Origin of the sequence: Mycobacterium lentiflavum, from assembly GCF_022374895.2 — a bacterium.
GTDB lineage: Bacteria > Actinomycetota > Actinomycetes > Mycobacteriales > Mycobacteriaceae > Mycobacterium > Mycobacterium lentiflavum.
This window is the reverse complement of the sequence record NZ_CP092423.2, coordinates 3070204-3089556: the sequence shown is the minus strand read 5'-3', so window position 1 is coordinate 3089556 and position 19353 is coordinate 3070204. Positions and strand designations below refer to the sequence as shown.

The window sequence follows — 19353 nt, the reverse complement described above, 5'->3', positions numbered from 1 at the left end:
TTGGTGTCAATGTCGACGACGCCGTTTCCGGCATGTCCGATCCTGACGCGTTCCCCACGCTGGCCGAAGGTAACCACCCCGGTTGGGCGTCACGTCCGGCCCGCGAATCGGACGCCGCCCGCCGCTACCGGGAGGCATTTCAGGAGTGCGAGGTGGATCCCACCGACGATCCGTTGGCGGTGGTGGCCGAGGCCATCGATAACAAAGCGGCGATCGTGCGGAGTGCGTTGGAGGCGCGCGGGGATGAGCACGCGCTCAACGCGCTCGAAGGAATGCTGGACCTGTGCTCGCTGGAGCGGGAGTTGATCGAGGACGGCGCCAAGCGGCGCACGTTCGCGTTGTTGGCGGTGCAGGAGGGCTTGAGCAAGCTGCGCGCCGTCGACGATGTGGCGACGATCGTCGATCGGGCACCCCGCGAAATGGTGGAATCGTGTGGATTCGACCGCGCCGTGCTCTTTCGCGTGCATGAGGGCCGAATGGTCATGGAATCGGCGTATTTCGGTGAGGACACCGCGGGTGCGGAGAAGATGGTCGCCTTCGCGCAGTCGGTCGCTCCGCTGCTGGATCACATGCTGATCGAAACGCAGATGATCCGTCGGCATGCGCCCGCGATCGTGCGCGACGCCCGCAACGATCCACGCGTTAATCGGCCGATCATCGATTTCTCGTTGACGCATTCGTACTGCGCGGCCCCAATCATGCCGACGGGCAAGGTGATTGGCTTCCTGCATGCCGACCGGCTCTACTCGGGCCGCATTGTCGACGAGATCGACCGCGACACGGTGTGGGCGTTCGCCGAGGGGTTCGGATACGCCTACGAACGTACGGTCCTGCTGGAGCGAATGCGGCGCCAGCACACCGAGGTCCAGCGGGCGCTGGCGTCCGCGGACGAGGCCGCCCGTGCACTGCAGGATGCGGACCTGGACTTGCGCAAGATCGAGCCGGTCGAGCGCAGCCCCGCCGCAAGGTCGTTGGCCGAGGTGCAGACCCGGGTGATGACGATGCTGACGCGCCGCGAGGTCGAGGTGCTGCGGCTGATGGCAGCCGGCCGCACCAATCAGCAGATCGCCGATGAACTGGTGATCTCGGCGGGCACCGTCAAGTCTCACGTCAAGAGGGTGCTGCGCAAGCTGAACGCGACCAACCGTGCGGAGGCGGCGTCGGCGTATGTGCGGCTTGCCAGCGTGCCCGAAGTAGGCTGACGCTCAAGCATTATCGGCGTTTCCGAGCAAGACGTCGTATGGCTTGGCCTCGCGTCCGCCGGACAAGTCCAGGTGTACCGTCTTGACGTCATGTCGTTCGTAACGCCGGTGAGAATCGTTGGCGCAACCCAGAACCCCTTGTCGAATGATTCACCCGTGATCGCTTCGCCACCGAGTGCGACGGTGGCCCCAGCCGCCCGTGCCTCGGCGATGTAGTTCAGGATGCGACTGCGCTGGGCCGCGTCGATCACCGGCCCCGACACTCGACCATTCCCGCCACACCTGGCATATGTCCATCACCGATATCGCATCTAGTAGTGCGATATCGGGTGAATGACACTGCTATCGCTTATACATTCCAAATAATGTATTTTGGCGGTAATGCGCTGAGGAGGATCCGTTCGGATGACCGATACCAAGGAAGCCAGCGAGAAGCTCGTCCGAGACTTTCTCGGGTCCTGGCAGGGGCGCAGCTTGGACAGCATCTGCGCCGGTTTTGCCGACGACGCGGTCTACCACAATGTGCCTGTCGATCCGATCGAGGGCATCGACGGTATCCGTGCGGTTTTCCAGGCGTTTCTGGACGCGTTCTCGGATGCCAAGCTGGACGTCCTCAGCCTGGCCGCCGAGCCGGGTCTGGTGCTCGCCGAACGCATCGACTACTTCACGATGAACGACGGCCGCAAAGTCATACTCCCGGTGACCGGCGTGTTCGAGGTCAAGAACGGCAAGATCGCCCGCTTCAGTGACTACTTTGATCTCGCGGACTTCGAGCGGCAGAGCGGAATGAAGCTGTAGCCGATGCATCTGGCAGGATTGATAATTCGAACGCGCACGAAGGGGGTCGGAGTCGATGGAGACCGTCTCCCAGCCCGTTAGGCGCCGCCCGAAAGACCGAAAGCAGCAGATTTTGGACCAGGCCGTCGGGCTGTTCATCGAACGCGGCTTCCATTCGGTCAAGTTAGAGGACATCGCCGAGGCGGCGGGAGTCACCGCGCGCGCGTTGTATCGCCACTACGACAGCAAGCAGGCGTTGCTCGCCGAGGCGATCCGGACCGGTCAGGATCAGTATCAGATCGCGCGTCGCCTGACCGCCGGTGAGGCCGAGCCGTCACCGCGGCCGCTCAGCGCCGATCTGCCCGACCACATCGCCGCGGCCGTGGCATCGCGGTCCCTGACCGTGTTGTGGCAGCGCGAGGCCCGTTACCTCAACGAGGCCGACCGGGCACAGGTGCGTCGCCGGATCAACACGATCGTTGCCGGAATGCGCGACAACGTGGTCCTGGAGGTGCCCGGCCTGAGCCCGCTGCACGCGGAGCTGCGCGCGTGGGCGGTCGCGAGCACGCTGACCGGCCTAGGCAGGCACAACCTCACGCTTCCGGCCGATCAACTCAAAGAGCGCCTGTACCAAGCATGTATGGCTGCGGCCAAGACGCCTCCCGTCGCGGAGTTGACACCGCTAGAGGCCGCGCGGGACGAGGACGGGGTGCTGTTCTCGCGCTACGAGACCTTGCTCGCCGCCGGTGCGCGACTGTTCCGCGCGCAGGGATATCCGGCCGTCAGCACCAGTGAAATCGGCAAGGGCGCCGGGATCGCCGGTCCTGGCCTGTATCGGTCCTTCTCATCGAAACAGGCCATCTTGGATGCGCTCATCCGCCGCCTCGACGAGTGGCGGAGCCTCGAGTGTATCCGTGCTATCCACGCGAATTCTGAAGCAGCGCAGCGTCTTCAGAGAATGGTGCAGGGGCACGTGCGGATCAGCCTGGATGCTCCCGACCTTGTTGCCGTTGCGATCACCGAAATCTCGTACGCCTCTGGCGAGGTGCGCGACGGATATCTGAGAAATCAGGCCGACCGCGAAGCCGTCTGGATCGAGCTGATCACCGAGCTGGTCCCCGAGACCACCCTCGTCGAGGGGCGGCTGCTGGTGGCGGCGGCGATCAGCTTTATCGAAGACGTCGCTCGCACATGGCATCTCACGCGATACGTCGGAGTCGCGGACGAACTCACCGCGATTGCCTTGTCCATCCTGACCAGCCGGTCCTGAATCGCGACGGTTCACCACAGCGCGGCGATGGTTCCGCCGTCGGCGATCTGCGTGGTTCCGGTGATCATCGATGCATCATCGGACAACAGGAACGCCACGATGCTGGCCATCTCCTCGGGTGCGGCCATCCGCCCCTGCAAGCGGGAAATCAGCTCGCGCGCGCCGCCGTCTCCGAGTGTCTCGTCGAACATCGTCATCGCTATCTGCTGCATCGGGGTATCAACGAATGCCGGCAACAGCGCGTTGGCGCGGATATTGGACGCACGGAGTTCCGCGGCGGTGACGCGGCTGAGGTGGCTGATGCCGGCCTTGGACACACCGTACGCCGCGCTGCCGCCCACGCCGATGTGGCCGGCAAGTGAGGACATGTTGACGATGGCTCCCCCGCCCCGCTGGATCATTCGCGGCGCCGCATGTTTGGTGCACAGCCATGCGCCGCGCAGATTGATCGCGATGACACGATCGAAATCTTCGACCCGCGTCTCGATCAGGGGGGCGAAATGAACGACACCGGCATTGGCGACTAACTTGTCCACGCCGCCGAACGATTCGACGCAGGCGTCGACCATACCGCTGACCTGTTGCTCGTCGCTGACATCGACCTGATAACCGATTGCGCCAGAACCGATCTTGGTCGCGGCGGTATCGGCGGCGCCGCCATCGATGTCCGCGCACAGCACGCCACACCCCTCGGCGACGAGTCGCTGCGCCACCGCGAGTCCGATGCCGGCTCCCGCGCCGGTGACGATCGCGGCCTTACCGGCCAGGTCTGGATGGCTCAACCCGCCGCCGCCAACGTATGAGTTCCGATGCCGTCCTCACGAATCGCCCCGAACATCACCAGGCCAAATCCTGGCATGTCGTCGGAGAGTTTGAGGGCGTACAAGCCCAGATCGCGCAAGATCCACGCGACGGTCTCTGGCATCGGGTCACCATGGGCGGCGTCGTTGCGGGCGAACAGGCCACAGGCCCGCGGCCGTCCGGATGGACGCAGGTACACAACCACACCGCTTCCCTGGGCGGACATCCGCGCCAGCGCACCATTGAGTTCCCGGCCGCATCCGCACACCTTCGAGCCGAACACATCCCCGGTCAGGCACTCGACGTGAACATGAAGCGGCACAGGCACTCCGGGGCCGGCCGAGCCGATGATCATCGCCAGATGCTCGCCACTGTCGTGTGCGTCGCGGAAGCCGATAACCCGCGATTCGCCCGCCCAGGTGGGCAGGACGGTTTGCGTCAGCCGAATCACCTGAGGTTCGGTCCGGCGCCGATACGCCACCAGCTCACCGATCGACACGATCGGCAGCCCATGTTCGACGGCAAATTCGGTCAGCTCGACGCCGGACGCCATCAGCGCGGGATGGCGCCGCGAGACGATTTCGCACAGCGCGGCAGCGCGCCGCCGGCCCGCCAAGCTCGCAAGGTCGACGGCTGCCTCGGCGGGCCGGGGCCGGACGAGCACCCCGTCCGTGCCGGCTTGCAGTGGGACCACGTGTCCGGGGCGCAGGAAATCCGAAGCCTCGGATACGGCGGATGCCAGCGCGGCGATGGTGCGCGCACGATCGCTTGCCGAGATTCCCGTGCCCGTCCCGCGAACGTCGACCGACACGCAGAGCGCCGTGCTCCGGTGGCACATCGGCGGGAGGTTCAGCCGCTCGCATTCCGAACCCGGCAGTGCGACGCGCACATAGCCGGAGGTATGGCGAATCATGAAGGCCAGCAGCGCAGGGGTTGCGGCGTCGGCGGCAAAGACAAGGTAGCCGTCGCCGCCCGAATCATCGTTGACGACAACGGGTTGGCCGGTCGCCATCGCGGTGATCGCGCGTAGCACCCGCACATCGGTGGTTTTCATCGAGAGTCCACCTACCTACTTACTCAGCCCGCCAAGGAAATCGAGCAGCAGCCGGTTGGTCTCCTCCGGCGCCTCCTGCTGAATCCAGTGCCCGACATCGGCAATCATGTGGGTCCCACGATAATTCGGCATCACTTCGGGTGCGCGGTCGACGGCCTCGGCGCCCCAGGCGGTGCCGACGTCGTACTGGCCACCGATGAACAACGCGGGCGGCGTCAGCGGCTCACCTTCCTGATCGGCCAGGTCGTGCCAGTCGTTGTCGATGTTGTGATAGAAGCTCAGCGGGCCACCGAAGCCCGAACGCTCGAACTCGCCCGCGTAGAAATCGACATCGGCGTCGGTGAGCCAATCCGGCATCGATTCCGGGTAGCTGAAGGCGTCCTTGAGCCGTGCGCCTTCGGCCATACAGAGCGGGCCGGCGCGGATCACGTCGATGGGATCCATCGATGCCAGGTCGACGCCCGCGTCGACCGCTGCTTTGGTGGCCGCGATCATCCCTTCGCCGGAGACCGTATAGGTCAACCCGATCAGCCAGCCACGCACATCCTCTTCGATCTCGGCGATGATCCCGTCCTGCGCGGAGAAGTAGTCCTGGTACCAAACCCGGCCTTCGCCCGCGAGCTCGACGTGGTAGTCATTGGGACGGTGCTCACCGAAGGGGCTGCCCGGCAAGCCAATCACGCCGCGGCCCGCGAACGGAACGCTGATCCCGACCACGCCGGCGCACCTGTCCGGATGCAGCCAGGCGAACGTCCACGCGACGGGCGCACCCCAGTCATGACCTATCACGATGGCTTTGTCGGCACCGTAAGCGTCGACGACGCCGAGCACGTCGCCGACCAATTCCTTGATGCGGTAGGCCGATTGCACGCGGTACTTCGACGAACGTCCGTAGCCGCGCTGATCGATTGCCACCACCCGGTACCCTGCGCCGGCCAGTGCGGGAATCTGATGACGCCACGAGTACCAGGACTCCGGAAAACCGTGCAGCAACACAACCAACGGACCTTCTGGGCTGGGGGGGCCGTCTTCGACGGCATGAATCCGGGTGCCTCGGCAGTCCAAGAAACGGTGAACCTGCGACATCTTCGCCTTTCTTGTCGAGGATCTATCGGGTGTGGCCCGGTGCCGAACTACCTACGGCTACGAGCGAGTTTGCGTCATCGATTGCTGGTACGGTGCGATTTTCGTAGTTGCGGGCGATCAGCGTTTTCTGCCCCGACAACCGCGTCCGCGCCCACTTACCGATGACCCGACTCGCCATCCGGGGTGTCATCAGCGCCAGCGGGGGCTTGACGAGATGCAGCACGGCCAAGAATTCGCGGTACGCGTCGAGATCGTCGTGCACCAATTCCGTCAGACGATCCATATACCAGGTGAGGATGCGGAAATAGAACGGACGCTTCTTGTCGACGTCTTTCATCCAGTCGAAGCGCAGATTCTGTTCGCGGATCACGAACCAGGCGGTGTGGGCCATCTTCGCGATCGACTTGTAGTAGCGGCGCGGCAGGTCTTGGTGTTCCGCGCCGTATTTGGCCAGCAGCAGCTGCATTTCCCGAACTTCCTTTAGCGCCAAGCTCATACCTAAGCCGGATACCGGATCGGCGCTGGTGTAGGCGTCCCCGACGGCGACTAGCGCGCGCGGCAGATGGCGCTTCTTCTCGTAGTGCAACCAGAGCATGTTCGGATAGCGGAAGTTGTATATCGCAGATGCCGGTTCCAACCCGTCGATGTTTTCGCCCACCACCGGCGAGGGCATCAGATCGGCGAATTCGCGAAACTCCCGGGCGGTGCGCGGCGGCGAGTAACAGTTGTAGGCGACCAGGGATGTCGAAAGGATGGTGCGTGAGCTGTCGGTGTAGTACTGCGCGGCGTAGGTGTCCTCGAAGGGACGATACGCGTAGCAGATCACCATGACCTTGTCCTGCCATTGCCGCTCCGGCGGAACGCGGTGCTGCATCGTCGAATAGAAGCAGTTGATGATGTCCTGTTCGACCTCCGGCGCTCCGATGCCGATGCGATCCAAGAATTCCGGCACGCGGGTGTTCTTGCCCGATGCGTCGACGACGAATTCGGCCGGCACCACCTCGAATTCACCGTCTTTACTGACGGCAACTCCGACGATGGCGTTGTTCGCGCGGTCGAATACGAGGTCGTCCACCTCGGACTCGTAGCGGAAGTCGATCTTCGGCTCGCCGTCGAGGCGGCGTCGTACGCACCACTCTAGCAACGGCCTTCCGGCACAGACGATCTCAATGTCACTGGTGCCGGGCTTCTTCCAGCTTCCGCCCAACCGGATTCGGTACTGGGCCGCCATGTCAACCTTGAACGCACCCTCACGCACCATGTCGTCGACGATGCCGGGAAAGAAGCGCTCCAACTCGATCTGACCGGCGGTCAGCAAGTGGTGCAGGTGCCAGCCCTGTGCCGCGCCCGGCCTGCCCTCTCGCCGACGGTGCGGATCGTCGGCTTCCAGAACGATGACCCGATCAAAGGTCTCACTGAGTACCTTCGCGGCGGCTATGCCCGCGATGCTGCCGCCGATGACTACCGCGGTCCCGCGGCCGCGACGGCGGACCTCGGCAATGTCGATGCTTGTCGGGTCGAGGTGAACCGGATTGCGCCGCCGCGCTGCCCCACTGGGGACGAACTTTTCGTAGTAGAGCCCCACACGATGAAAACCGTTGTTGTCCAACCATGTTCGGGTTGCTTCGACCATCGGAGCCGGGCCGCACAGATACACGTCGGCGTCACCTCCGGACAGCATCCGCTCGTCCAGGAGATCCGTGACCAGGCCGATCGGCCCTTGCCATTCAGGGCTCGGGCGCGCGACGATGACGTGCACTTCCACCGCCGTCACCCGGTCTCGCAGCGCCTTGAGTTCGTCGAGCTTGCACAGGTCTTCGCTGGACGTTACTCCGTAGAGCAGGTAGACGGGGTGGGCCGTTTCGGCACTCAGGCTCTCGGCCATCGCCAGGATCGCCGACAAACCCGTGCCGCCGGCGACCAGGATCACCGGCCGCACCACGGGGCGCAGACCGAAGCTGCCCTTGCTGCACCGCAGCGCGATACGGTCACCGGGCTGCGCGCGATCGCGCAGGTAGTTCGACATCACTCCGTCCGGCAGCAGTCGGATGATGAATTCGAGCTGACCGCTGCCGTCGGCGGGATGTGCGTAGGAGTAGTTGCGCCACGTGTTGGTGCCCGGCACCCGCAGTTGGGCGAACTGACCCGCCTGGTAGTCGAGTGCGCCCGTCCTGGACGAGACCTGCACCCGCAACACCGCGGTGCTGGGTGACAGCACGTCGACCGCGGTCACCACTGCGTCACACGCGACCAGGCGCGCCGCGTTGTCGTCGGCCGGATACTGCAGTTCGATCCGGCAATCTGAAGTGGCAAAAGTCTGACAGGTCAGGATCTTTCGTGCATCGCGCTCCACATCGGAAAGGCCCTCGGTGCGGCCCATCTCGTACTGGCCCCAGGTGCAGCTGGCCACACACGTGCCACAGATTCCGCTTTGGCATTCGCTGACGATCGCTACGCCGTGTTCTTCGGCGGCGTCAAGGACCGTCTGGTCCTCCCGCACCGGCATCGTCTTGCATGTTCCGTCCGAGTACCCAATGGTTACTTCGCGATCCGCCATTGCTTTGCTCTCTTTCGGGCGGCGACCGCTAGACGATCGCGGCGAGGGGTTTCTTGGCGATGCGGGCGTTCAGTTTGGGCATGACTTCTTCAGCTAGCAGCCTCAGGGACTCTTTCCAGGGGCCCGGGTTCTCGACATAGTCGAATCCGAGCACCAGGAGGTGCCCGAACCCGCCCACCTGGTCGTAGGTGGCCTCGAGTTTGTCGACCACCGTCTCCACGGAGCCGACCACGAAGGTGTTCTCGGCGAGGTATTCCGGCGTCACGTCCTCGTCGGGCACCGACGGGTTGTGTTTGTAGAACTTGGTCATGCCGAACATGCGGAATGTCGGCAGCACGTATTCGCGCATGTTGCGCCCCATCGTGCCGTCGACGGCGTAACGGAAGGCCTGCTCGTCGGTCTCGGCGACGAAAACCTCACGGACCAACCGCCAATCACGGCGATCTGGAGTCCGGCCACTGCGCGCCGCGCCTTCTAGCACTGCGTCCCAATGTGTGGCGACGTATTCGGTGTTGAGGTCGAGACTCATCGGTAGGTAGCCGCGCTCGCCGGCAAGCTTGAGTGTCTCGGAGCCCGCGCTGAACCCGGTAACCCCGATCGGGGGATGCGGCTTCTGGAAGGGCTTGATATGACGCTTCATCAGGCCCTCGAACATCGGGGCGATCCCGTTGGCGTTCCAGTACTTTCCGCGATGTTCCCAGGGCTGGTCTTCGGTCCAGATGCGCAACATGATTTCGAGCGCTTCACGAGTCATCTCGCGATGCTCGCCGTTCTTGCCATCGACGTCATACAGTGCCCAGTCGCCCGGAATTCCACTTGCTCCGACGCCCAACATGAATCGGCCCTGAGCAAGATGATCGAAATAGGCCACCCGATGGGCCAATTCGACCGGGTGGTGATATGGCAGCAGATGTGCGCCGGGCGCGAGCTTGATGGACTTCGTCCGCAGCAGTGCCTGCGCCAACAGCAGGTCGGGGGCGCAGATCGGCTCCCAGGGCACCGTGAAGTGTTCGCCGACCCACGCTTCGACGTACCCAAGTTGATCGGCCAGCTCGATCATGTCGAGGTCCCATTGGGTGGCGTCGTACAGCGAACGCTCCGGTGGGTGGGCCGGCATCAGGAATATTCCGATCTCCATGGGTCAACCCTTCTCGATTCTCGTGGGCCGCGAAGCTGGTGCTCTAGGTATACCACAGTACTAGCAAGATACTTCGTCACTTACAAGAGCCAATTTGCTTGGTAATTTACCCAGACGATGTCCAGATATGCGCGTATTGGCTATGGACATCTTGCGGGAGTGCCGCGTAACCTCGCACAGGTCACCCGTTCAGGGGGAAGTAGGCAGCAAAAGGAGCCGCCATGAACGTCAACGGACTCCATTCGGTCGATCGCCGGAAGAGTTCCGAGTCGCAATTCGACTTCATCGGATACGAGACGCTCGACGAGGGTCGAATCGCGGCGATCACCCTGAATCGCCCGAAACAGCGCAACGCGCAGACGCGCGGAATGCTCGTCGAGTTGGGTGCCGCCTTCGAGCTCGCCGAGGCTGACGACACGGTCCGGGTCGTGATCCTGCGGGGAGCGGGCCCCGCCTTCTCCGCCGGCCACGATCTTGGATCCGCTGACGATGTCCGTGAACGCGCACCGGGCCCGGGTCAACACCCCAGCTACCAATGCAACGGAGGAACGTTTGGCGGCGTGGAGTCGCGCAATCGTCAGGAGTGGCACTACTACTTCGAAAATACCAAGCGGTGGCGGAATCTCCGCAAGATCACCATCGCGCAGGTCCACGGCACGGTGCTGTCCGCGGGCCTGATGTTGGCCTGGTGCTGCGATCTGATCGTCGCAAGTGAGGACGCCGTGTTCGCCGACGTCGTCGGCACGCGCCTGGGCATGTGTGGCGTCGAGTATTTCGGCCACCCATGGGAGTTTGGGCCGCGCAAATCGAAGGAGCTGCTGCTCACTGGCGACTGCATCGGCGCCGACGAAGCGCACTCGCTGGGAATGGTCAGCAAGGTTTTTGCGACAAGCGAATTGAGCACCAACACAATCGAATTCGCCCGCCGCATCGCAAAGGTCCCCACCGTGGCCGCACTGCTGATCAAGGAATCGGTGAACCAGACGGTCGATGCCATGGGCTTCACCACCGCACTCGACGGCTGCTTCAAGATCCACCAGCTCAACCACGCCCACTGGGGTGAAGTCACCGGCGGGAAGCTGTCGTACGGAACGGTCGAGTACGGACTCGACGACTGGCGTGCCGCGCCGGAGATCCTGCCCGCATCCAAACAACGGCCGTGATTCAGGCCCGCAATGGACATCACTTACCCGCCCGAAGCCGAAGCATTCCGGTACCGGATTCGTGCATTACTGGCTGAACACCTCCCGGCCGGCTGGTCGGGAGCCGGCGCGTTGTCACCGGCCGAGCGCGAGGCATTCGAGTTGCGCTGGCGGCGCGCGCTTTCGGCCAGCGGCCTGGTTGCCGTGTCCTGGCCGACGGAATACGGCGGGGGCGGTCTCTCGCCCATCGAACAGGTGGTGCTCGCCGAAGAGCTTGCCCGGGCCGGTGCGCCCGAGCGTGCCGAAAACGACCTGCTGGGTATTGATTTGCTGGGCAATACACTGATCGCGTTGGGATCCGAGGCGCAAAAGCAGCATTTTCTGCCACGCATCCTCAGCGGCGAAGATCGCTGGTGCCAGGGATTCTCAGAGCCCGACGCCGGCTCGGATCTGGCATCGGTTCGGACCCGAGCCGTGCTCGACGGCGATGAGTGGTTGATCAACGGTCAGAAGATCTGGACGTCGGCCGGTCTCACCGCTAACTGGATCTTCGTGTTGGTGCGGACGAATCCCGACGTGCCCAAGCACAAAGGGCTCTCCTTCTTGCTGGTGCCGATGGAACAAACCGGCGTCGAGGTTCGCCCGATCGTCAACGCGGCGGGACACTCATCGTTCAGCGAAGTCTTCTTCACCGATGCCCGCACCGGATCCGCCAACGTAGTGGGCGGGGTGGGTAACGGATGGCCAACCGCGATGACGGCGCTCGGGTTTGAACGCAGTTCGCAACTCACCACCGCGGCCATCGATTTTGGTCGCGACTTCGAGCGGCTGTGCGCACTTGCGCGCGAACGTGGAATGAACACCGACCCGCATATCCGAGATGAGTTGGCGTGGTGCCTTTCCCGGATTCAGATCATGCGGTACCGCGGTTACCGTGGCCTCACTTTGTCGCTGAACGGGCGGTTGCCCGGTGCCGAGGCCGCGATCACCAAAGTCATTTGGAGCGAATACTTCCGGCGCTACACCGATCTCGCCGCCGAAATCCTGGAACTGGACGCGCTCGGCCCGGTCGGGCCCGGAAACGGTGGGGCGCGCCTAGTCCCGGAAGCGGGCACGCCCAACTCCCCCGCCTGCTGGATGGATGAGTTGCTCTACTCTCGGGCCGCCACGATCTATGCCGGCAGTTCGCAAATACAACGCAATCTGATCGGCGAGCGGCTACTCGGGCTCCCGAAGGAACCACGTCCGGAAGCCAGGCAGGGTTGAAACCTGAATGGACTTTCGCTACAGCACCGAACAAGACGACTTCTGCGCGTCGCTGCGTGGCTTCCTTCGCGAGCACACCCGCATCCGAGAAGCGACCTACGACGGCCGGCTCTGGAAACGGCTGTGCACCGAGCTGGAGCTGCCGGCGCTGCACACACCGCTCGAATATGGCGGCACCGGCGCCACCGTCGTCGAAACCGCCATCGCGTTCGCTGAATTGGGACGCACGCTGACTCCGGTTCCCTTCGCCGCTACGACGTTCGCGATCGAGGCGATTCTCCGGCTGGGTGATGACGAGCAACGCAAAAGCCTGCTGCCCGGCCTGCTTTCCGGCGATCAGATCGGCGCGTTCGCGGCGGGCGGCCACCGGGTGACCGACGCGTCGGCGGCGACGGTACACGCGCAGCGCCACGGCAGTCGGGTCGTGCTCACCGGCGAGTGCACCCCGGTATTGCACGGCGGGCTCGCCACTGTCTTTGTGGTGCCGGCGCTGGCCGATGACGGTGTGGTGCGTCTGCATGTCGTCAGCGCGGACTCGCCCGGGGTCGGGGTCGTCGGCCTGCCCTCCTTCGACATCACCCGCCCCGTCGCGACGCTGCGGCTGGCGCAGGCTCCGGCCGATACCTTGTCGGCGGGCTCCACCGACGACGTCGAACGGGTGCTGGACGTGGCTCGGGTGCTGCTGGCCGCCGAGATGCTCGGCGGCGCCGAGGCGTGTCTCGAGCTTGCGGTCGGATATGCCCGCAGTCGAGAGCAATTCGACCGTCCCATCGGGTCGTTTCAGGCGGTCAAGCACGCGTGCGCCGAGATGCTGATCGAGATCGATGCGACCCGCGCGGCGGTGATGTTCGCCGCGATGAGCGCTGCCCTCGGAAATGAGCTGCAGGTCGCGGCGCCGCTGGTGAAGGCCCAGGCCGCGGATACCTATGTGTTGTGCGCCGGGACCGCCATCCAAGTCCACGGCGGCATCGCCTTCACGTGGGAACACGATCTGCACCTGTACTTCCGCCGGGCCAAGAGCACCGAGGCACTGTTCGGCAGCAGCACCCGGAACCGGGCGCTGCTCGCCGACCGTGCGGGCCTGTAGGAATCCGTGGCTGACACCGGCATCACGCTCAGCGACGTGCTGGCTCGCCACGCCCGGGTGCGGCCCGACAACCTCGCGCTGGTCGATTCGCGCCGGCGGTGTACCTTCGCGCAACTCGACGATCGGACGACCCGGCTGGCGAATGTGTTGTCGGCGAACGGGGTTGCGCCGGGCGACCGCGTCGCCGTGGTCGGCTTGAATTGTCTTGAGCTAGTGGAAGTCTGGCTTGCAACGCTGCGCCTGGGCGCCGTGGCAGTGCCGGTCAACTTCCGTCTGGTCGCTGACGAGATCGCGTATGTGCTCGCTGACAGTGGCTCCGTCGTGGTGGTCGTGGACTCGGCGTGCGCACCGGCCGTCGCGCGGGCGCACACCAACGCACCGTCGGTGCGGACCGTTCTGACGATCGGCGACCACCTGGACGACCTGATCGCTGCGGCAGAGGGCCGTGCGGTCGAAGTCGCAGTCGCGGACGAGGCGTCCGCGTTCATCATGTACACCTCGGGTACGACGGGTTTTCCGAAGGGCGCGGTGATCAGCCACCGCAACCTGTACTTGCACGCGGTGAGTGTGATCGCCACCCTGGGTCTCGGTGCGGACGACAACTGCTGGATGGCGCATGCGCCGCTGTTCCATGTCGCCGGAGTCTCGGGGATGTTGCCGACGTTCCTGACCGGCGGCACCGTCGTCGTCCCGCCATCGGGCGGCTTCGACCCCGAGGCCACCATGCGGATGATCGCCGCCGAGCGAGTCACGTCGTGCTGGATGACGCCGGCCCAATGGCAGCTCGTATGTGCGCTGCCCGACCTTCGGTCCTGCGACCTCGACCGGCTGCGTCGGGTGTGGTGGGGCGCGGCGCCCGCGTCAACCACATTGCTGCGCACCATGTTCGAGACCTTTCCGCGCGCCGAGGTGATCGCCGCATTCGGTCAGACCGAGTGCAGCCCGATCACGTGCCTGCTGCGCGGCGACGACGCGATCCGCAAGATCGGGTCGGTGGGCACCCCGATGCTGGGCGTCGAGGTCCGCATCGTCGACGACGAGATGAACGACGTTGCGCGGGGCGAAGTCGGCGAGATCGTGTACCTCGGGCCGCTGCTGATGAAGGAGTACTGGAACCGGCCGATCGAGACCGCCGAGGCCTTTCGGGGCGGTTGGTTTCATTCCGGCGATCTGGTCCGCCAGGACGGCGAGGGCTACATTTATGTCGTCGACCGCAGGAAAGACATGATCATCTCGGGCGGAGAGAACATCTACAGCGCCGAGGTGGAGAACGTCGTGGCAGCGCACGACAAGGTCGCCGAGGTCGCGGTCATCGGAGCGCCCGACCCGAAATGGGGCGAGATCCCGGTCGCAGTGATCGTCCCGCGCGACCCCGCGAATCCGCCGACCGACGACGAAATCGAGACGCACTGCCGCGTGCATCTTGCTGCCTACAAACGGCCGCGCCGGGTCGCGGTTGTGGAAGCCTTGCCGCGCAACGCCAACGGCAAGGTGCTCAAAAACGAGCTGCGACTCCGGTACAGCGCCGCGGACTCCCACGACGCCGGTCCGGTCGACACTCCCCTGCTGGAAGAGACGATCGGGGCGAACTTCGAGCGCACCGTGCGCAGCCATCCGGACTCCGAGGCGCTTGTCGACGTGGCCGGCGGGCGGCGGTGGACCTATGCCGAACTCAACGCCGAGATCGATTGTGTGGCCCGCGCATTGATGGCGGTGGGCATTCAGACTGGGGACAGGGTAGGAATATGGTCGCCCAACTGCCCGGAATGGACCATCCTTCAGTACGCCACGGCAAAGGTCGGCGCGATCCTCGTCTCGGTTAATCCCGCGTACCGTACGTACGAGTTGTCGCATGTGCTGCGCGATTCGGGGACACGGCTGCTGGTGTCCGCGACGACGTTCAAAACCTCCAACTACCGGAGCATGATCGCCGAGATACGCGCCGAACTCCCCGAATTGTCGGATGTCGTGTTCCTGGGTACCGAGGACTGGGAGCGGTTGCGACTGCGAGCCGCTGCGGTAACCGGCGACCAATTGGGTTGCCGGCTGGCCGGACTGAAACCCCGGGATCCGATCAACATCCAATACACCTCGGGCACAACGGGTTCCCCCAAGGGGGCGGTCCTGTCGCACCGCAACATCCTCAACAACGGGTACTTCGTCACCGAATGCATCGGACTTCGGCCCGGGGACCGGCTGTGCATCCCGGTGCCCTTTTACCACTGCTTCGGCATGGTGATGGGCAACCTGGGCTGCACCACGCACGCGGCCACCATGGTGATTCCGGCGCCCGGGTTCGATCCCGCCGCGACGCTGGACGCGATCGAAACCGAGCGGTGCACGGGACTCTACGGCGTGCCCACGATGTTCATCGCGATCCTCGGCCACCCCGACCTCGGCCGCCGCGACGTGTCGTCATTGCGGACTGGCATCATGGCCGGCGCGACGTGCTCGGTCGAGGTGATGCGGCGCTGCGTCGACGAACTGCACCTGTCGGAGCTGTCGATCGCCTACGGAATGACCGAGACGTCCCCGGTGTCCTGTCAGACCCGGATCGACGACGACCTCGCCCACCGAACGGAAACCGTCGGCCGCGTTCATCCGCACGTCGAGATCAAGGTCATCGACGCGAGCAGCGGTGAGATCGTCAAGCGGGGTCAGCCGGGCGAGCTGTGCACTCGCGGCTACTCGGTGATGCTCGGCTACTGGCACGATGACGGCAAGACCCGCGAGGTGATCGATCGCGACGGCTGGATGCACACCGGCGATCTCGCGGTGATGGCCGACGACGGCTACTGCGCGATCGTCGGGCGCATCAAGGACGTCGTTATCCGCGGCGGCGAGAACGTGTATCCGCGCGAGATCGAGGACTTCCTGCACACCCACCCCGACGTCGACGACGCGCAAGTCGTCGGTGTTCCCGACGCCAAGTACGGCGAGGAGATCTGTGCCTGGATCAAGATGCGGCCAGACCGCCCCCCGTTAGACGCCGAAGCCGTGCGGGCCTTCTGCGCCGGGAAACTCGCGCACTACAAGATCCCCCGCTACATCCACATCGTCGACGAGTTCCCGATGACAGTCACCGGGAAGGTTCGCAAGGTCGATATGCGGGCCGAAGCGGTCCGGCTACTGGGACTATGACCCGAGGCTAGGCGCCCAGCGCTGCCAGCGCCGCGTCGTAATCGGGCTCCTCGGCGATCTCGGGCACCAGTTGTGCGTAGGCGACGTTGCCGTCGGCGCCGATCACCACGACGGCCCGGCCGAGCAGTCCGGCCATCGGACCATCGGCGATCGTGATGCCATAGTCCTCGCCGAAGCTGTCCCGGAATGCCGAGGCCGTGGTGACGTTCTCGATGCCTTCTGCGCCGCAGAACCGCTTCTGCGCGAACGGCAGGTCCTTGGACACATTCACCACGGTCGCACCGCCGCCGGCGGCACGCTCGTTGAATTTCCGCACGCTGGTCGCGCACACCGGAGTGTCCACCGACGGAAAGATGTTCAGCAGCACGGACTTACCGCTGAACTGGTCGCTGCTGACCACACCCAGATCGGCGCCGGTCAAATTAAAGGCTGGAGCTTTAGATCCGACGGCAGGAAGCTCGCCGACAGTGTTGATCGCGTTTCCTCGCAGAGTTATCTGTGCCATGGGAACAGTCTGCCAAGGCCGGTCGAGCGGCCCGGGATCAGGTCCGATGTCCTGATTCGTGGGGTACTAGGCCTAGACGACATACCCTGGTTCGGCCAACACTGAATCCATGGTTCGCAAGGTCGTCATCGTCGGCTTTCCGGGTGTGCAGGCGCTCGACGTCGTCGGGCCCTACGACGTGTTCACCGGCGCAGCGCTGCTGACCGACGGCGGCTACGACGTCGTCCTGGCCTCGGTGCAGGGCCGGCCGATCACCACCCCGAGCGGCCTCGCGTTCGTCGGCGCCCCGCTGCCCGACCCCGACGACCAGATCGACACGGTCGTGCTGCCCGGCGGCGGCGGCGTCGACGCCGCTCGGCAAGACGCGGACCTGGTGGCCTGGATCAAAGCCGCGGCGGGCCACGCGCGCCGCGTCGTGACCGTCTGCACGGGCGCCTTCCTCGCCGCCGAGGCCGGGCTGCTCGACGGCTGCCGCGCCACCACCCACTGGGCCTTCGCCGAGCGGCTGGCCGGTGAGTTCCCCGCCATCGACGTCGATCCCGATCCGATCTTCGTGCGAAGCTCCGAGGTGGTGTGGACGGCCGCGGGTGTCGCCTCGGGTATCGATCTCGCGCTGTCCCTCGTCGAGGACGACCACGGAACCGAGACCGCGCAGACCGTCGCCCGTTGGATGGTGCTGTATCTGCGCCGCCCCGGCGGGCAGACGCAATTCGCGGCGCCGGTATGGGTGCCGCGCGCCAAACGCGTCTGCATCCGCGAGGTGCAGGAGGCCATCGAGGCGCAGCCGGGAGCCCCGCACAGCATCGGTGATCTGGCGCGCCGGGCGACGATGAGCCCGCGGCATTTCACTCGGGTGTTCACCGACGAGGTCGGCGAGGCGCCCGGCCACTACGTCGAACGGGTCCGCACCGAAGCCGCGCGCCGGCAGTTGGAAGAGACCGACGACACCGTGGTCGCGATCGCGGCCCGATGCGGCTTTGGCACCGCGGAAACCATGCGGCGCAACTTCATTCGTCGTATCGGTGTTTCTCCGGACCAGTACCGCAAGACGTTTGCCTAGTTGAATCCTGATCGGAGAGGACCGCACCGATGACCCAGATCGCCTTCGTGGCTTGCCCCGGATTCACCGCGCTGGACATGATCGGACCGTACGAAGTGCTGCGCAATCTGCCGGGTGCCGAGGTGCGGTTCGTCTGGCACGAATCCGGGCCGATCACCGCCGACTCCGGGGTACTGGTCATCGGGGCCACGCATTCGCTGGCCGAAACCCCTTCGCCCGACGTCATTCTCGTGCCCGGTGGCCCGTCGACTCCGGTGCACGCCCGCGACGGGGTGCTGCTGGACTGGCTGCGCTCGGCGCATCGAAACGCGAGCTGGACGGCGTCGGTATGCTCGGGCTCGGTGATCCTGGCCGCGGCCGGCCTGCTCGAGGGTCGGCGGGCGACGTCGCATTGGCTGGCGATCCCGCTGCTGAAGGGATTCGGCGCGATCCCGGTCAGCGACGAGCGGGTCGTGCGCCAGGACAACGTCATCACCAGTGCCGGCGTATCCGCGGGATTGGACCTCGCGTTCCGGCTGGCCGCCGAGATCGGGGGCCAGCGCCGCGCCAAGGCGATCCAGCTCGCGATCGAATACGACCCGCAGCCACCGTTCGACTCCGGTCACCTGTCGAAGGCGTCGGCAACCACGAAAGCCGCTGCCGCTGCCCTGCTCTCGAAAGACAGTGCCAAGCCGGCCAACCTCACGGCGACGACGATGATTGCCTGGGATCAGGCGCTGGCGGCGGTCCGGTCACGCCGCCGCAAGCGACAGCCGGATCTTGCCGCGGTTTCTCCGAAGGCCTAGTGCGCGTTGGGTTGCAGGAACTCGGTTGACGCGAACTGCCCGCCCGCTTCCATCCACGCCGCGACGGCACCAGGCGCATCGCGGTTGGGGTTGTAGATGTCCTCCTCGCTGGAGAACAGGCCGTTGCCGGCGTAGACCAATCGAGTCCAGTTCGGGAACCAGAACGGTTCACCGTTCGGGTCGGTCGGGTGGTCGAGCAGATTCTTGATCATGATGACGACGGCGTCATTGTCCTCGTCGTAGGCAATCCAGTCGCTGGGAAAGCGCATGTGCGGGAACGGCGCCATGACGGCGACGATCCAGTCCCGCACCGCCTCGCGGCCGTGAAAGACGCCGTAGTGGTGTTCGATGTAGACAACGTCCTCAGTGAATAAATCCGCAAATGGAGCCCAGTCGCCGGAGGCGCTGCACTCTTCGGCCACGGTTGTGTAGTGCTCGACGGCTTGCTCGATTTCGGCCCTGCTGAAGTTGCCCATAGCGGA

The 19353-nt window shown here is 64.9% G+C and carries 17 protein-coding genes and 1 pseudogene; 10 read left to right on the top strand and 8 right to left on the bottom strand.

Annotated features, from left to right (window positions below; all coding sequences use genetic code 11):
* Positions 1–32: 32 nt before the first annotated feature.
* Positions 33–1202: a LuxR C-terminal-related transcriptional regulator gene (locus MJO58_RS14455; protein ID WP_239723282.1), complete on the top strand. Its 1170-nt coding sequence runs from the start codon at positions 33–35 to the stop codon at positions 1200–1202.
* Here the strand turns inward: MJO58_RS14455 and MJO58_RS14450 are convergent.
* Positions 1106–1453 carry an aldehyde dehydrogenase family protein gene (locus tag MJO58_RS14450; protein ID WP_239719822.1) on the bottom strand — a complete coding sequence of 116 codons (348 nt, stop codon included), beginning with the start codon at positions 1451–1453 and terminating at the stop codon, positions 1106–1108. The two genes, MJO58_RS14455 and MJO58_RS14450, sit on opposite strands and share 97 nt — an antisense overlap.
* A 154-nt stretch (positions 1454–1607) precedes the next feature.
* Between MJO58_RS14450 and MJO58_RS14445 the strand changes: the two genes are divergently transcribed.
* Together MJO58_RS14445 and MJO58_RS14440 are read left to right on the top strand one after the other, a co-directional pair.
* Positions 1608–2000 (top strand): limonene-1,2-epoxide hydrolase family protein, encoded by a 393-nt coding sequence (locus tag MJO58_RS14445; RefSeq protein WP_090602597.1) that lies wholly within the window; start codon positions 1608–1610, stop codon positions 1998–2000.
* 55 nt (positions 2001–2055) lie between these two features.
* The gene (locus tag MJO58_RS14440) at positions 2056–3249 is read left to right on the top strand and encodes a TetR/AcrR family transcriptional regulator (RefSeq protein ID WP_239719821.1); all 1194 of its coding nucleotides are present in this window, start codon (positions 2056–2058) and stop codon (positions 3247–3249) included.
* A gap of 11 nt (positions 3250–3260) precedes the next feature.
* On the opposite strand, the gene MJO58_RS14435 is transcribed toward MJO58_RS14440, so the two are convergent.
* From MJO58_RS14435 to MJO58_RS14415, 5 genes are read right to left on the bottom strand one after another with little or no spacing between them, the layout of a single operon-like run.
* Entirely contained in the window at positions 3261–4031 is a 771-nt protein-coding gene (locus MJO58_RS14435) for an SDR family oxidoreductase (RefSeq protein ID WP_090602592.1), read from the bottom strand.
* Positions 4028–5104, bottom strand: coding sequence for a 3,4-dihydroxy-2-butanone-4-phosphate synthase (locus MJO58_RS14430; RefSeq protein ID WP_090602590.1), 1077 nt, complete (start codon positions 5102–5104; stop codon positions 4028–4030). The genes MJO58_RS14435 and MJO58_RS14430 overlap by 4 nt, the downstream gene beginning before the upstream one ends.
* 15 nt (positions 5105–5119) lie before the next feature.
* Positions 5120–6190, bottom strand: a complete 1071-nt coding sequence (locus MJO58_RS14425) for an alpha/beta fold hydrolase (protein ID WP_090602588.1) — start codon at positions 6188–6190, stop codon at positions 5120–5122.
* 22 nt (positions 6191–6212) lie between these two features.
* Positions 6213–8747, bottom strand: coding sequence for an FAD-binding oxidoreductase (locus MJO58_RS14420; protein WP_239719820.1), 2535 nt, complete (start codon positions 8745–8747; stop codon positions 6213–6215).
* Positions 8748–8775: 28 nt separating this feature from the next.
* Complete coding sequence (locus tag MJO58_RS14415; protein ID WP_090602582.1) at positions 8776–9885, bottom strand: LLM class flavin-dependent oxidoreductase; 1110 nt, start codon at positions 9883–9885, stop codon at positions 8776–8778.
* 221 nt (positions 9886–10106) lie between these two features.
* Here MJO58_RS14415 and MJO58_RS14410 point away from each other — a divergent pair, with 221 nt between their 5' ends.
* The 5 genes and pseudogenes from MJO58_RS14410 (at position 10107) to MJO58_RS14390 (ending at position 16521) form a co-directional block, all read left to right on the top strand.
* The gene (locus MJO58_RS14410) at positions 10107–11048 is read left to right on the top strand and encodes an enoyl-CoA hydratase (RefSeq protein WP_090602580.1); all 942 of its coding nucleotides are present in this window, start codon (positions 10107–10109) and stop codon (positions 11046–11048) included.
* Positions 11049–11060: 12 nt separating this feature from the next.
* Positions 11061–12293: an acyl-CoA dehydrogenase gene (locus MJO58_RS14405; RefSeq protein ID WP_239719819.1), complete on the top strand. Its 1233-nt coding sequence runs from the start codon at positions 11061–11063 to the stop codon at positions 12291–12293.
* A 7-nt stretch (positions 12294–12300) separates the two neighbouring features.
* A complete protein-coding gene (locus MJO58_RS14400; RefSeq protein WP_239719818.1) occupies positions 12301–13380 on the top strand; it encodes an acyl-CoA dehydrogenase family protein in 1080 nt (359 codons plus the stop codon).
* 6 nt (positions 13381–13386) lie between these two features.
* A pseudogene (locus MJO58_RS14395) lies at positions 13387–14859 on the top strand (long-chain-fatty-acid--CoA ligase); the annotation flags it as partial.
* Positions 14860–14886: 27 nt separating this feature from the next.
* Positions 14887–16521: an AMP-binding protein gene (locus MJO58_RS14390; RefSeq protein WP_239723281.1), complete on the top strand. Its 1635-nt coding sequence runs from the start codon at positions 14887–14889 to the stop codon at positions 16519–16521.
* 7 nt (positions 16522–16528) lie between these two features.
* Here MJO58_RS14390 and tpx read toward each other — a convergent pair whose 3' ends face one another.
* Positions 16529–17026 carry a thiol peroxidase gene (gene tpx / locus MJO58_RS14385; RefSeq protein ID WP_090602569.1) on the bottom strand — a complete coding sequence of 166 codons (498 nt, stop codon included), beginning with the start codon at positions 17024–17026 and terminating at the stop codon, positions 16529–16531.
* A gap of 109 nt (positions 17027–17135) precedes the next feature.
* Here tpx and MJO58_RS14380 point away from each other — a divergent pair, with 109 nt between their 5' ends.
* Both MJO58_RS14380 and MJO58_RS14375 read left to right on the top strand, forming a co-directional pair.
* Positions 17136–18086: a GlxA family transcriptional regulator gene (locus MJO58_RS14380; protein WP_090602566.1), complete on the top strand. Its 951-nt coding sequence runs from the start codon at positions 17136–17138 to the stop codon at positions 18084–18086.
* A 29-nt stretch (positions 18087–18115) separates the two neighbouring features.
* Complete coding sequence (locus MJO58_RS14375) at positions 18116–18871, top strand: DJ-1/PfpI family protein (protein WP_239719817.1); 756 nt, start codon at positions 18116–18118, stop codon at positions 18869–18871.
* Here the strand turns inward: MJO58_RS14375 and MJO58_RS14370 are convergent.
* Positions 18868–19347, bottom strand: a complete 480-nt coding sequence (locus MJO58_RS14370) for a nuclear transport factor 2 family protein (protein ID WP_090602561.1) — start codon at positions 19345–19347, stop codon at positions 18868–18870. The genes MJO58_RS14375 and MJO58_RS14370 overlap by 4 nt on opposite strands.
* Positions 19348–19353 lie beyond the last annotated feature (6 nt).